The following is a 13480-nucleotide window of genomic DNA, read 5'->3' as shown; positions in this document are numbered from 1 at the left end:
GTTTAAGCAGTTGTTATACTGATGGCAAAGTCAAAAGAAGGTGCTCAGAGTGGGACTTTTTAAGAAAAAGACAGTTATAAAGACATATGATAAAGAAAATAAGAAACCGGTAATCAAGGCAAGCATATGTAATGGTGAGCAGGTTGCAGGCTTTAAGGACATTCATACAGGTAAGATAGAGGAGGTTATGCTGATTAAAAATCAGGCAGACCTTGATGCATTCAAGAAAATGTATGGAATAGATGGAGAAATAGAGAAGGAATATTGATATGAGCATATTAGGAAATATACTTTGGTTTATATGTGGTGGATTGTTGAGTGGACTGTCGTGGGTTTTGGCAGGTCTGATATGTTGTATAACAATTATCGGAATTCCTTTCGGAAAGCAGTTTTTCAAAATTGCTAAATTGTCTCTGATGCCATTTGGGGCAGAGGTAATATAATAAACAGGCAGGTAAGAAAGATGTATTTGATTAAGACAGTAAAAGGAGATATAACAAAAGTAACAGATGTGCAGGCAATTGTTAATGCAGCAAATAACTCTCTTCTTGGCGGAGGCGGTGTAGATGGTGCGATTCATAGAGCCGCAGGACCGGAACTTCTGGCTGAGTGTAGGACACTTCACGGATGCGTGACTGGAGAAGCAAAGATAACAAAAGCCTATAATTTACCATGCGATTATGTTATTCATACTGTAGGACCGATATGGAATGGAGGCAGAGATAGAGAAGAGGAGCTTCTTGCTAACTGCTATTTTAATTCTATGAAGCTGGCAATGGATAATGGAATCAGGTCTATTGCATTTCCTTCAATATCAACGGGAATATATAGTTTTCCTGTTGAGTTGGCGGCAAAGATTGCGGTACATACAGTAAACCGGTTCTTGCAGGATAATCCAGATTGTTTTGATCTGGTGGAATGGGTGCTATTTGATACTCATACTGAATCAGTGTATGAAGATGAGGTTGATAAGATATATTAAAAGATTAATCGGTTTAGGATTGGTTTAATAGGGTCAAATATAAAACTTCATGGACGAAGGAGGAAACAGAGATTGCGCTGTCTGACCTGGTAGTAAATGATATGGTTTCAATAACATTTGCAGGAGAAATTCAGGAAACATACTCGGCACGCATAATGAACGTGATAAAGGTGCAGCTGCTGGGGGAAAATTTACATTGACATATCCAGAAAAATATTTATAATAGACATATCGCATAAAAATGCGCGACAGTTCGTTTGTACCATCCTGTCGTTAAATAAAACCAGGGCTGCTAAGAAGACTTTTTATGTAATTTAGCCCTGTAGGTGTGTATACATTTACAGGGCTTTCTATATGTGCTCACAGTGGGGCACGTTCTTTTCTAAGCAATTCTGTTTTTATTCCACAATAAATTAGAGGAGAAACTAAAATGTATTATTTAAAAACCGAGAGTAGCTTTGATTCTGCACATTTTCTGAAGGGGTATGACGGAAAATGCAGGAATCTTCATGGTCACCGCTGGAGAGTTGTTGTTGAAATAGCAGCAGACCAGTTAAAGGATGAGGGTCAGACAAGAGGAATGCTTGTGGATTTTTCTGATTTAAAAAATGCTTTGAAGGATATCTGTGATGATTTTGACCACAGCTTGATTTATGAAAAAGGTTCTCTAAAAGGTGCGACAATTGCTGCATTACAGGCGGAGGAGTTTCGTATGATTGAAGTTGGCTTCAGACCTACTGCGGAGCATTTTTCAAAATATTTCTATGAGCTGATGAGTGCAAAAGGCTTTCCAATCCACAGAGTGGAAGTATACGAGACACCTAATAATGTAGCAGCATACGAAGAATAAAGGAAAGAAACTAATATGAAAGTTGTTGAGAAATTTATAAGTATCAATGGAGAAGGAAGAAGAACCGGAGAATTGGCGGTGTTTATCAGATTCAAGGGTTGTAACCTAAATTGCTCCTACTGTGATACAAAGTGGGCCAATGAGCCAGCTTGTGATTATGAGGAGCTGTCACCAGATGAGATTTGTGAATATGTCAGTGAGACAGGCATTAAAAATGTGACGCTGACAGGGGGAGAGCCTTTATTACAGAAGGATATCAGGAGTCTGGTAGAAAAATTATTGAACAAATCGGACATTCGAGTAGAGATTGAAACTAATGGAGCGGTTGATATTGCTCCCCTTGCCAATGCATTTTCAAAAGAAAAACTTAGCCTTACTATGGATTACAAGCTGCCATCCAGCGGCTGTGAGGAGAAAATGCTTCTCTCCAATATGGAAGTTCTAAGAAAGCAGGACACAGTCAAGTTCGTTTCGGGCAGCATTAATGATTTGGAATGTGCAGAGAAAATAATTGAAAAATTTCATCTGACAGAAAGATGCCAGGTATTCATAAGTTCAGTGTTTGGTTCAATTGAGCCAGTGGAAATCGTGAATTTCATGACAAGTAAAAGGATGAATGATGTGCGTCTTCAGATTCAGATGCACAAGGTAATCTGGAACCCAGAGGAAAGGGGCGTATAATGTGAAAAATCCTTATATCAAAGATTTTTCACGTGCAAATTTGTGCTTTCAGCCCAAAGTTTGCGGGGTGAAGCAAGAATGGAGATTATGATGATAGATACGAAAGCGATTGAGGAGCATATTAGAGGGATTCTTGTTGCATTGGGCGACGACCCGGAGAGAGAGGGCTTAAAGGATACACCAAAGCGAGTTGCGAAGATGTACGAGGAGGTCTTTCTTGGGATGAATTACTCCAATCATGAAATTGCGCAGATGTTTGATAAGACATTTGAGGATGAAATTGAGGAGCTTGATACTTCTAAGGTTGTAGTTATGAAGGACATCGACCTGTTTTCTTACTGCGAGCACCATATGGCACTTATGTATGATATGAAGGCGACAGTTGCGTACATTCCTAATGGGAAGGTTATAGGCTTATCAAAGATTGCAAGAATATGCGATATGGTTGGAAGAAGACTGCAGTTACAGGAAAGAATCGGTCAGGATATTGCGGACATTATGGCAGAGATAACAGGAAGCGAGGATGTTGCGGTGGTGCTTGAAGGATATCACAGCTGTGTGTCGGCAAGAGGAATTAAGAAAAACAACACGAGAACAATGACTGTAGAGTTAAGAGGAAGCTTTAAGGACGATGCAGCATTACAAATGTATCTAAGATAGGAGAGATGAGTTATGAAAGCATTAGTATTATCAAGCGGTGGCGTGGATTCCACTACGGCACTGGCATTGGCAGTGAGCCGATATGGAAAGGACAATGTAATTGCTCTGTCAGTTTCTTATGGACAGAAGCACGATAAAGAAATTCAGGCGGCAAAGGCTGTTTCTGCATTTTACGGAGTGGAGCAGTTATTCTTGGATCTGAGTAAGATCTTTCAATATAGCAACTGCTCTTTATTGCAGCAGTCTACAGAGGAAATTCCAGAGGAGAGCTATGCCAGGCAGATTGAAAAGACGGAGGGCGAAAAGCCTGTAAGCACCTATGTGCCATTTCGAAATGGACTGTTTCTTTCATCGGCGGCAAGCATTGCACTAAGCAAGGACTGTAGCGTGATTCTTTATGGCGCACATGCAGATGATTCAGCCGGTTTTGCCTATCCAGACTGTTCACCGATGTTTAATGATGCTATGAATCAGGCGATTTTTGAGGGCTCAGGACATCAGTTAAAGGTGGAGGCGCCATTTGTGAATATGACTAAGGCGGAGGTGGTGAAGATGGGCTTAGAGCTTAACGCACCATACGAGCTTACATGGTCCTGCTATGAAGGAAAGGATGTGCCTTGCGGCAAATGTGGAACCTGTATCGACAGAGCGGCTGCATTTGCAGCAAATGGGGTAAGTGACCCTGCAATAAAATAAAAATTGGAGAAAGCTATGAGAGAAAAAGAGAATTTAACATTATTAGGCAACCAGCAGAATAATTACGAGACAGATTACAACCCTGGCCTGCTTGAAACATTTGTAAACAAACATCCAGAAAATGATTATTTCGTGAAGTTTAACTGCCCGGAATTCACAAGTCTCTGTCCAATTACAGGGCAGCCTGATTTCGCAAACATTATTATTTCGTATGTCCCAGGCGAGAGAATGGTGGAAAGCAAGAGCTTAAAGCTGTACCTGTTTTCATTCCGTAATCATGGGGATTTTCACGAGGACTGCGTGAACGTGATTATGAAGGATTTGATTACGCTGATGGAGCCAAAGTATATTGAAGTGTGGGGCAAATTCACACCACGTGGTGGAATTTCCATTGATCCATACTGTAATTATGGAAAGCCAGGAACTAAGTGGGAAGATGTGGCATTCAACCGTATGGCAAATCATGATATGTATCCAGAGAAGGTGGATAATAGGTAAAATAACATTACTAAATTTCGTGCAATGCACAAAAACCAGAAGAGTGTTGTAAGGTAATAAAAGATTAAGCGATATTGTATGAATTTACTTCACACAATATCGCTTTTACGTGTCAGAAGAATCATCCAACGGAATTATTTATCCCAGTTAAATGAATAAGAGACAGCTTTTTTCCACATTCTGACCTTGGAATCACGCTCATTCTGAGTGATTTCAGGGTCAAATGTTCTGTCTACAGACCAGTTCTTTCTTATGTCATCGGTACTTTTCCAGTAACCAACTGAGAGTCCGGCAAGGTAAGCCGCACCCATGGCAGTTGTTTCAACACATACAGGCCTGTTTACAGGAGCACCGGATATATCAGCCTGCATCTGCATAAGAAGATTGTTAGCACTTGCACCACCATCGACCTTAAGAGAAGAAAGTTCTATGCCTGAATCTGCTTTCATTGCAGTAAGAACATCGTTTACCTGATAAGCGATTGATTCAAGTGTGGCACGTATAATGTGGTATTTGTTGACACCACGGGTTATTCCTAAGATAGTACCTCTTGCGTACTGGTCCCAGTATGGTGCACCAAGTCCTGTAAATGCGGGAACAACGTAGCATCCGTTGGTATCAGGAACTTTTCTTGCCATATATTCCGAATCCTGTGAAGAATCAATAAAATGCATTTCGTCACGAAGCCATTGGATGGCAGCTCCGGCTACATATATCGAGCCTTCAAGTGCATATGTGACTTTACCGTCAAGTCCCCATGCAATAGTAGTAACAAGACCGTTCTTTGAAAAAATAGGCTTTTCTCCAGTATTCATAAGAAGGAAGCAGCCTGTTCCATATGTATTCTTGGCTTCTCCTGCGTCAAAACAGGTCTGTCCGAAAAGTGCAGCCTGCTGGTCGCCGGCAGCACCTCCGATTGGGATAGGACAGCCGAAGAATTCAGCGGAGGTCTCACCAAATATGCTGCTTGATGGGACTGCCTTTGGAAGCATGCATTTTGGAATATCAAGCTCTTTTAAGATGTCTTCGTCCCATTCAAGTGTATTAATGTTGAAAAGCATCGTTCTTGATGCATTGGAATAATCTGTGGCATGAACCTGACCTTTAGTAAGCTTCCAGATTAACCATGTTTCAATTGTTCCAAAAAGCAGATCTCCTTTTTCGGCACGCTCACGGACACCTTTAACATTATCAAGAATCCATTTTAACTTGGTTCCAGAAAAATACGCATCAATAACAAGACCGGTTTTGTTACGGATTGTTTCTGTAAGCCCTTTCTCTTTAAGAGAATCTGCGTATTCTGAAGTCCTTCTGCACTGCCATACAATAGCATTGTATACAGGCTCACCAGAATATCTGTCCCATACAACTGTTGTTTCACGCTGGTTGGTTATTCCTATTGAGGCAATATCTGACGCGTTAGCACCTACATTTGCAAGAGCCTGTCTGGCAACTTCCAGAATCGTTGACCAGATTTCATCTGCATCATGTTCTACCCACCCAGGTTTTGGGAAATATTGTGTGAATTCTTTCTGTGCAACACTGCACATCTCGCCACTTCTGTTGAAAAGAATACAGCGGTTGCTTGTTGTTCCGGCATCAAGAGCCATTATGTATTTTGCCATGGTAAAGTCTCCTTAATTATATGATTTTTTATAAACATATCTAGTTGATAGTTATTTTATATTTAAATTATTGTTTTATCAATGTATTAATGATAAAATGGAAAAGGTATTTTGGGCGACGTGGGCTTATAAGATATTGAGGGTACAAAGGAGGCAGCTATGGTAGACATGAGCAGGTATAATAAGTTAAGAATCAATCCTGATAGATATAATTACGATCTGGCTACGAATCTTCCATTAAGAAGAACTTTCTGGAGAATAGCTGATAAAACAGTACTTTTTGATAACAAAACATATTGCATACTGGCGATAGATATAGAGAATTTTCACCTTATTAATAAGTGGTATGGTCGTGAAACTGGTGATGAGCTTCTTATAGAGATTGGAGAAGCTCTTAAGAGTATAGATGCCGGGTATGGAACAATTTCCGGATATATGGGTGGAGATAATTTCTGTGTTATATTTGAAGAGAACGATGATGTGATTAATCTAATCAGAAAAAGAATATCAGGTATTGTTAACGGATACAGGGGGCATGATATTACAAGGGCATATTATGGTGCATATAAGACTGCAGATAAGGATATAACTACAGGTGAGATGTGTGACTATGCGTATGGTGCGCTAGAGATAGCAAAACAGCGCCCTGATAAGGATATCTTCTGGTATGATGAGAGTATGGCAAGGGAACAGGAAGCAGAAGCAAAGCTTATGCCAGAGATATGCAGTGCAATGGATAATGGAGAATTTACATTTTATCTTCAACCCAAATGTATATTACAGACAGGTAAGATTATTGGTTCTGAGGCACTTGTGAGATGGATAAGTCCTGAGAAAGGATTTATTTCACCAGGACAGTTTATACCGCTGCTTGAAAAGAATGGATTCATAAATAAACTTGATGTGTATATATGGGATAAAGTATGTCAGACTATAAGAAGATGGCTTGATGAGGGAAGAACAGTACTGCCAATATCAATAAATGTTTCGAGAGCAGATATATACTCTATGGATGTTGTAAGAATACTTAAAGGCATGATTGAAAAATATAATATTTCAACAGAGTATATTGAAATAGAGATTACAGAGAGTGCATATGTGGAGAATGGCTCGGTAATTAAGGATACGGAGAAGGCATTTAAGAATGCGGGCTTTAAGATTCTTATTGATGATTTTGGAAGCGGATATTCATCACTTAACATGCTTAAGGATATTGATGCAGATGTTCTGAAACTGGATATGAAATTTCTAGACCTTAATCCGGAAAATAATGATAAAGGTGTAAGCATTATAACTGCAGTTCTTGATATGGCAAGACAGCTCGATATTCCGGCTATTGCTGAGGGTATTGAGACTGATGAACAGCTTAAGCTGCTTGAAATCCTGGGCTGTGAATATGCACAGGGATACTATTATTACAGACCTATGCCTATAAGTGATTATGAGAAGCTTGTTGATGATAAGGACAACGTAGCTGATAAGCTTATTATTTTAAAAACAAGAAAGAATGATAAGTCTTATCTTAAGGAGATAACTGATTACTTCTGGAAGATTGCAGATGTTGATCTTGATACGGGAGCATATCACTTTATAAGAAGGACAGATGAGCCTGATTATGTTATGACACCAAGACCTAAGACTATTGCAGAATATGCAGACAGATATATTAAGTATGGTGTTATCCACCCGGATGATGTTTCACTTTACAAGGAAGCTATTAATCTTGGCAGAATTAAGAAACAGCTTGATGAGGGGAAAGAAAGAGGAACATACCAGATAAGATATAATATGGATGGAACATATAAATGGTATGTATTTGAGGTTACTAAGCCAACAAATTATTCTGAGGATAACAGGAGAGTGCTTTTCACATGGAAAGAAGCTGATTATCAGGCAGGTGCAAGAGAAGATGCAATGGATATTATATATAATACATTTATTAAGATACTCAGGGCTGATTTTCTGCATGACAGATATGAACCTATAAAGTCAACCCAGGAGGACATAATAAGAGATGCCGGATTATCAGGCAGTATTAAGGAATATATTGACAAATATATTGATATGGGAGTAGTTCACCCTGAGGATGCCGGGACATATAGAGATTTTGCCAATCCAGACAGGGTGCTTGAGCATTTCAGAAACAATAAAAAATCATTGAGATTGATATTCAGACGGCTTCTTGATGGTGAGTATAAGTGGATGGAGTTGGTTGTGTCAAAGAGCAAGGATTACAGTGATGAGATACCTGTATTTATATATTATCTCAGGGAGGTAAGATATATATATGAAGATACGATGGTTTCCGAAATAGAGAAAAAGAAACAGATGATATATTCGCAAGGGAAATAGTAAGCAATATTAATGATGCAAAGAAACGGGAGATGGAATTGTGGGTTCAAGCCGCAAAAGAGAAGTAACTATGTTAAACAATAGTAACAATTGTTATTATGAATAACTTTACAACCTTTTCTTTCAATGATATTATGTGTGTTGCTAAAAGAATGTACAGCTAAGGAGGCATTATGGCACAGGAAATATTAAATGTGAGCCAGCTTAAGGTTGGTGTTGAAGATAAAGAAATACTTCATGGGGTTGATCTTTCTCTTAATAAGGGAGAGACTCATGTACTTATGGGACCTAACGGAGCAGGTAAGTCTACTCTTGGTTATGCTCTCATGGGTAACCCAAGATATGAGATATTAGGTGGTAAGGTTACATTTAACGGAGAAGATTTACTTTCTAAGAATGTTGCTGAGAGATCACAGGCAGGTCTTTTTCTGTCTTTCCAGAATCCTATTGAGGTTCCTGGTATCACACTTGGTAATTTTATAAGAAGTTCTATGGAGCAGCGTGGAAAGAAGATGACATACTTCAAGTTCAAGAAGCTCCTTCAGGAGAAGATGGAATTCCTTCAGATGGATCCATCATATATGGACAGAGACCTTAATGTTGGTTTCTCAGGTGGTGAGAAGAAGAAAGCTGAGATATTACAGCTTCTTATGCTTGAGCCTTCTCTTGCTATTCTTGATGAGACTGACTCAGGACTTGATGTAGATGCTGTTAAGACAGTATCGCTAGGTGTTGAAGAATATCAGAAGACTCAGAACGGAGCACTTCTTATTATCACTCACAGCACCCGTATCTTAGAGGCACTTAAGGTGGATTATACTCATGTTCTTGTCAATGGTAATGTTGTTGCAACAGGCGACAGTGCTATGATTGATGATATCAATGAGAATGGTTTCGAAAGATTCATCAAGTAATTAAGGCTCGGAGGCTTGTAATGGAAGAAAAGACATTTGTAGATGACATAAACAGAAGTGTTTATGATATTAAGAACGAAGAGAACGATTCTTATAGAATAAAGCAGGGACTTACTCCAGAAATCGTTGAGAAGATATCAGAAGAGAAGCATGATCCTGCTTGGATGAGAGAGTTCAGACTTAAGTCATTAGAGATATATAATAATATGCAGGTGCCTGACTGGGGTCCGTCTATTGATGGACTCAATATGGATAATATTGCTACTTATGTTCGTGCCAATACGAATATGAAGGGTGACTGGAAGGATGTACCAGAAGAGATTAAGGATACATTTGACAGATTAGGTATTCCTAAGGCGGAGAGAGAGTCATTAGCCGGAGTTGGAGCACAGTACGACTCAGAGCTTGTATACCATAATGTCCGTAAGGAGGTTGCTGATCAGGGTGTTGTATACACTGATATGGAAAGTGCACTTACAGGTGAATATGCAGATATGGTACACGAGCATTTTATGAAGCTTATTACACCACAGGATCATAAGTTCGCAGCACTTCACGGAGCTGTATGGTCTGGTGGTTCATTTGTGTATGTACCAAAGGGAGTTAATCTTGAGATTCCTCTGCAGTCATATTTCAGACTTAATGCTGCAGGAGCAGGTCAGTTTGAGCATACACTTATTATTGTTGATGAGGGTGCAAGTCTTCACTTTATTGAAGGATGTTCAGCACCTAAATATAATGTTGCCAATCTTCATGCAGGTGCGGTTGAGCTTTTTGTGGCTAAGAATGCAAAGCTTCGTTACTCAACAATTGAGAACTGGAGCAAGAATATGTATAATCTTAACACTAAGAGAGCAACTGTTGCTGAAGGTGGTAAGATTGAATGGGTTTCAGGCTCATTTGGTTCGCATGTATCATATCTGTATCCTATGAGTATCCTTAATGGAGAACGCTCAAGCTGTGAATTCACAGGAATTACATTTGCAGGAGCAGGACAGAACCTTGATACAGGTATGAAGGTAGTTCATAACGCACCAGCTACAACATCAGTTGTAAGTACTAAGTCAATATCTAAGGGTGGCGGAATCAGTACTTTCAGAAGTGCGGTAACAATGACTACCAAGGCTAAGAAGAGTAAATCATCAGTTTCATGTCAGTCACTTATGATAGATGATATTTCAAGATCTGATACAATTCCGGCTATGGATATCCGTGTTAATGATGCGGATGTAGGACATGAGGCAACAATTGGACGAATCAGTGATGATGCTGTATTTTATCTTATGTCAAGAGGAATTCCGGAAGATGATGCGAGAGCAATGATTGTTTCAGGATTTGCTGATAATGTATCTAAGGAGCTTCCGCTTGAGTATGCAATGGAGATGAATAATCTTATTAAGCTTGAGATGAAGGGCAGCATTGGTTAAGTTAATCAGAGTGAGGAATATGATATGATAGGTATCGAAGAAAAGGACATGATAATAAACCGTATCCCAGCCAAGACATGGAATCATCTTCATATGAACCAGAGCAAGGTTGGAGAGGTTGTAATTAACCGTACAGGTGAGTTAAATGCTTCTGTTAATGATGTAAGTCTCATTGATGATGGAAAGCTTAACAATGGTGAGCTTGACAATATCATTGGTGGATGTGGTCAGGAGATTACAGAGGCAGCTAAGAAGTCACAGACTGAACCTGTATATTATATAACAGATAAGAAGAATGCAGGTTTTGTAAGACTCGACTTCAATTATGGAAAGAGTAATGCAGACATCAATGTTGTTGGTATTGAAACTAAAGAGAATGCCAGCATTGATGTTTACATGGATTTTAATGGAGATAAAGATGGAGAAGGCTTCGCAGCAGTACAGACAAGATTATATGCCGCCAAGGATTCGGTTATCCGTCTTATCCAGATTCAGAGGGTAGGCAGTGAGACAACATTTATTAATGATATCGGTGGTTACTGTGAAGATGGTGCAAGAATTGAACTTGTGCAGCTTTATTTAAGCGGAAAGAACAGATACGAAGGCTGTGAGATTAAGCTTGCAGGTGATGGAAGCTCTATGTCTGCAGAGATTGGATATGTTGCAGCAGGTAAAGAAAGACTTGATATGAACTACTGCGTAAGACATATCGGCAAGAAGACAGAATGTGCAATCAATGCGGCAGGTGCATTGAGAGATACAGCATTTAAGCTGTTCAGAGGAACTATTGATTTCATTAAGGGTTCAGCAGGTTCTGTTGGTAATGAGAAGGAAGAAGTTCTTCTTATTGATGAAAAATGTGTCAACCAGACTATTCCTATTATTCTATGTGCAGAAGAAGATGTTGTCGGTAATCACGGTGCAACTATAGGAAAGCCTGATGAGGAGCTTTTATTCTATCTTGAATCAAGAGGAATACCGGCACAAGAATGTTATAATATGCTGGCAGCAGCTAAGCTTTTAGCTGTATGCGGCAAAATCCCTGATGATGGTATCAGGAACGAGATACATGACTACATTAAAGAGGTTTATTAATGAGTGAGTTAAGTAAGACGATTGAGTCTATAAGAAAAGATTTCCCACTTATTTCGGGAAGCAATATTGCATATCTTGATAATGCAGCGACTACACAGAAGCCACAGGCTGTTCTTGATGCAGTTAATAAGTATTATCAGGAGATGAACGCCAATCCGTTCAGAGGTGTATACGAATTAAGTGAGATTGCTACAGAAAGTTATGAGAATGCAAGAAAGGCAGTAGCTCAGTTTATTGGTGCTAAAGATGCAAGCCAGATAGTATTTACAAGAAATGCTACAGAGAGTCTTAACTTAATTGCATACAGTTATGGAATGAATTTCATTAAAGAGGGTGATGAGATTGTTGTTAGTGTTATGGAACACCACAGCAATTTCCTTCCATGGAAGCAGGTTGCAGAAAAATGTGGAGCGGTATTAAAGCAGCTTACACCTGATGAGAATGGAGAGATTACAGACAAGTCTTTAGAGGTTATCACAGATAAGACTAGGCTTGTAGCAGTTACCCAGGTTTCTAATGTATTAGGAAGAGTTAATGATATAAAGCATATTGCAGAGGTTGCACATGCACATGGTGCGGTTATTGTGGCTGACGGAGCACAGAGTGTTCCTCATATGCCGGTTAATGTAACAGACCTTGATGTTGACTTCCTTGTATTTTCTGGACATAAGATGTTAGCACCTATGGGAATAGGAGCATTATATGGCAAGAAAGATATTCTTGACAAGATGCCACCATTCTTAAGCGGTGGTGAGATGATTGAGATTGTTCACTGGGACAGAGTTAAATATGCAGAGGTTCCACATAAGTTTGAGGCAGGAACTGTTAATACTGGCGGTGCAGTCGGACTTCATGCGGCAATTGATTATATTAACAATGTTGGATTTGACACAATTATGGCACAGGAGCGAAAGCTTACTAAGATTGCTGTTGATGCCATTAATGACATGAAGGGAGTCAACTTAATAGGTTCTTCGAAGGCAGAAGACCATGAGGGTATAGTCACATTTACAATTGACGGAGTACACCCACATGATGTTGCTTCTATACTTGATTCACAGCATATTGCAGTAAGAGCAGGACATCACTGTGCACAGCCATTAATGGATTTCCTTAAGGTTAATTCAACAACGAGAGCAAGCTTTGCTTTCTATAATACAGAAGAAGAAGTACAGCATTTTATAGAAGAACTATCTAAGATCAGGGGGCTTATGGGATATGGAGACTAAAACTTTTTATAATGAGGTTCTTACGGATCATAACATGCATCCATATCATAAGCATGATATAGACAATGCAGACTTAGAGCTTGAGGGTGTTAATCCAAGCTGTGGAGACGACATTATCTTAAAGCTTAAGTTTGATGATGCTAAGAAAACTATTGTTGATGGGGCATTTACAGGAGATGGTTGCGCAATATCGCAGGCATCAGCAGATATAATGCTTGAGCTTATCATTGGAAAGCCTATTGATGAGGCTGTACATCTTTCAGAACTTTTCCTTAAGATGATTAAGGATGAGGCAACTGAGGAAGAGATTGATGAGCTTGATGAAGCCGGAGCATTAAGAGATATCTCTCATATGCCAGCAAGAGTTAAATGTGCAGTACTTGGCTGGCACACAATGGAAGAGATGGTAGAGAACCTTAAGAATGTTTAGAATGTAACCCAATCACTTATAATATGGTGATTGGGTTTTAA

Annotated in this window: 15 protein-coding genes; 14 read left to right on the top strand and 1 reads right to left on the bottom strand. The window is 39.4% G+C overall.

Annotated features, from left to right (window positions below):
• Nucleotides 1-49: 49 nt before the first annotated feature.
• The 8 genes from EUBELI_RS11030 (at nucleotide 50) to queF (ending at nucleotide 4367) form a co-directional block, all read left to right on the top strand.
• Nucleotides 50-268: a hypothetical protein gene (locus EUBELI_RS11030; protein WP_012740422.1), complete on the top strand. Its 219-nt coding sequence runs from the start codon at nucleotides 50-52 to the stop codon at nucleotides 266-268.
• Nucleotide 269: 1 nt separating this feature from the next.
• Nucleotides 270-443, top strand: a complete 174-nt coding sequence (locus EUBELI_RS14045; protein ID WP_012740421.1) for a YccF domain-containing protein — start codon at nucleotides 270-272, stop codon at nucleotides 441-443.
• A gap of 20 nt (nucleotides 444-463) precedes the next feature.
• Nucleotides 464-982 (top strand): O-acetyl-ADP-ribose deacetylase, encoded by a 519-nt coding sequence (locus tag EUBELI_RS11025; protein ID WP_012740420.1) that lies wholly within the window; start codon nucleotides 464-466, stop codon nucleotides 980-982.
• Between the two features lie 430 nt (nucleotides 983-1412).
• Nucleotides 1413-1832: a 6-carboxytetrahydropterin synthase QueD gene (gene queD / locus EUBELI_RS11020; RefSeq protein ID WP_012740419.1), complete on the top strand. Its 420-nt coding sequence runs from the start codon at nucleotides 1413-1415 to the stop codon at nucleotides 1830-1832.
• Nucleotides 1833-1847: 15 nt separating this feature from the next.
• The gene (gene queE / locus EUBELI_RS11015; protein ID WP_012740418.1) at nucleotides 1848-2513 is read left to right on the top strand and encodes a putative 7-carboxy-7-deazaguanine synthase QueE; all 666 of its coding nucleotides are present in this window, start codon (nucleotides 1848-1850) and stop codon (nucleotides 2511-2513) included.
• An 87-nt stretch (nucleotides 2514-2600) separates the two neighbouring features.
• On the top strand, nucleotides 2601-3173 hold the full coding sequence (folE, locus tag EUBELI_RS11010; RefSeq protein ID WP_041689039.1) for a GTP cyclohydrolase I FolE: 573 nt from the start codon (nucleotides 2601-2603) through the stop codon (nucleotides 3171-3173).
• 12 nt (nucleotides 3174-3185) lie between these two features.
• Nucleotides 3186-3869 carry a 7-cyano-7-deazaguanine synthase QueC gene (gene queC, locus EUBELI_RS11005; RefSeq protein ID WP_012740416.1) on the top strand — a complete coding sequence of 228 codons (684 nt, stop codon included), beginning with the start codon at nucleotides 3186-3188 and terminating at the stop codon, nucleotides 3867-3869.
• A 15-nt stretch (nucleotides 3870-3884) separates the two neighbouring features.
• Nucleotides 3885-4367 (top strand): preQ(1) synthase, encoded by a 483-nt coding sequence (gene queF, locus EUBELI_RS11000; RefSeq protein WP_012740415.1) that lies wholly within the window; start codon nucleotides 3885-3887, stop codon nucleotides 4365-4367.
• Nucleotides 4368-4501: 134 nt separating this feature from the next.
• On the opposite strand, the gene glpK is transcribed toward queF, so the two are convergent.
• Nucleotides 4502-5992 carry a glycerol kinase GlpK gene (gene glpK / locus EUBELI_RS10995; protein ID WP_012740414.1) on the bottom strand — a complete coding sequence of 497 codons (1491 nt, stop codon included), beginning with the start codon at nucleotides 5990-5992 and terminating at the stop codon, nucleotides 4502-4504.
• Between the two features lie 159 nt (nucleotides 5993-6151).
• Between glpK and EUBELI_RS13770 the strand changes: the two genes are divergently transcribed.
• The 6 genes from EUBELI_RS13770 (at nucleotide 6152) to sufU (ending at nucleotide 13439) form a co-directional block, all read left to right on the top strand.
• Nucleotides 6152-8344: a putative bifunctional diguanylate cyclase/phosphodiesterase gene (locus tag EUBELI_RS13770; RefSeq protein ID WP_012740413.1), complete on the top strand. Its 2193-nt coding sequence runs from the start codon at nucleotides 6152-6154 to the stop codon at nucleotides 8342-8344.
• A 173-nt stretch (nucleotides 8345-8517) separates the two neighbouring features.
• The gene (gene sufC / locus EUBELI_RS10985; protein ID WP_012740412.1) at nucleotides 8518-9258 is read left to right on the top strand and encodes a Fe-S cluster assembly ATPase SufC; all 741 of its coding nucleotides are present in this window, start codon (nucleotides 8518-8520) and stop codon (nucleotides 9256-9258) included.
• 20 nt (nucleotides 9259-9278) lie between these two features.
• Nucleotides 9279-10685 (top strand): Fe-S cluster assembly protein SufB, encoded by a 1407-nt coding sequence (gene sufB, locus EUBELI_RS10980; RefSeq protein ID WP_012740411.1) that lies wholly within the window; start codon nucleotides 9279-9281, stop codon nucleotides 10683-10685.
• Between the two features lie 24 nt (nucleotides 10686-10709).
• Nucleotides 10710-11780: a SufB/SufD family protein gene (locus EUBELI_RS10975; protein WP_012740410.1), complete on the top strand. Its 1071-nt coding sequence runs from the start codon at nucleotides 10710-10712 to the stop codon at nucleotides 11778-11780.
• Entirely contained in the window at nucleotides 11780-13009 is a 1230-nt protein-coding gene (locus EUBELI_RS10970) for an aminotransferase class V-fold PLP-dependent enzyme (RefSeq protein WP_012740409.1), read from the top strand. Before EUBELI_RS10975 ends, EUBELI_RS10970 begins: the two co-directional genes overlap by 1 nt.
• Complete coding sequence (gene sufU, locus EUBELI_RS10965; RefSeq protein ID WP_012740408.1) at nucleotides 12999-13439, top strand: Fe-S cluster assembly sulfur transfer protein SufU; 441 nt, start codon at nucleotides 12999-13001, stop codon at nucleotides 13437-13439. Before EUBELI_RS10970 ends, sufU begins: the two co-directional genes overlap by 11 nt.
• Nucleotides 13440-13480 lie beyond the last annotated feature (41 nt).

This window comes from [Eubacterium] eligens ATCC 27750, from assembly GCF_000146185.1.
GTDB classification, from domain to species: Bacteria; Bacillota; Clostridia; order Lachnospirales; family Lachnospiraceae; genus Lachnospira; species Lachnospira eligens.
Note: the sequence above shows the minus strand (reverse complement) of the source record. Positions and strands in the feature narration are given on the sequence as shown.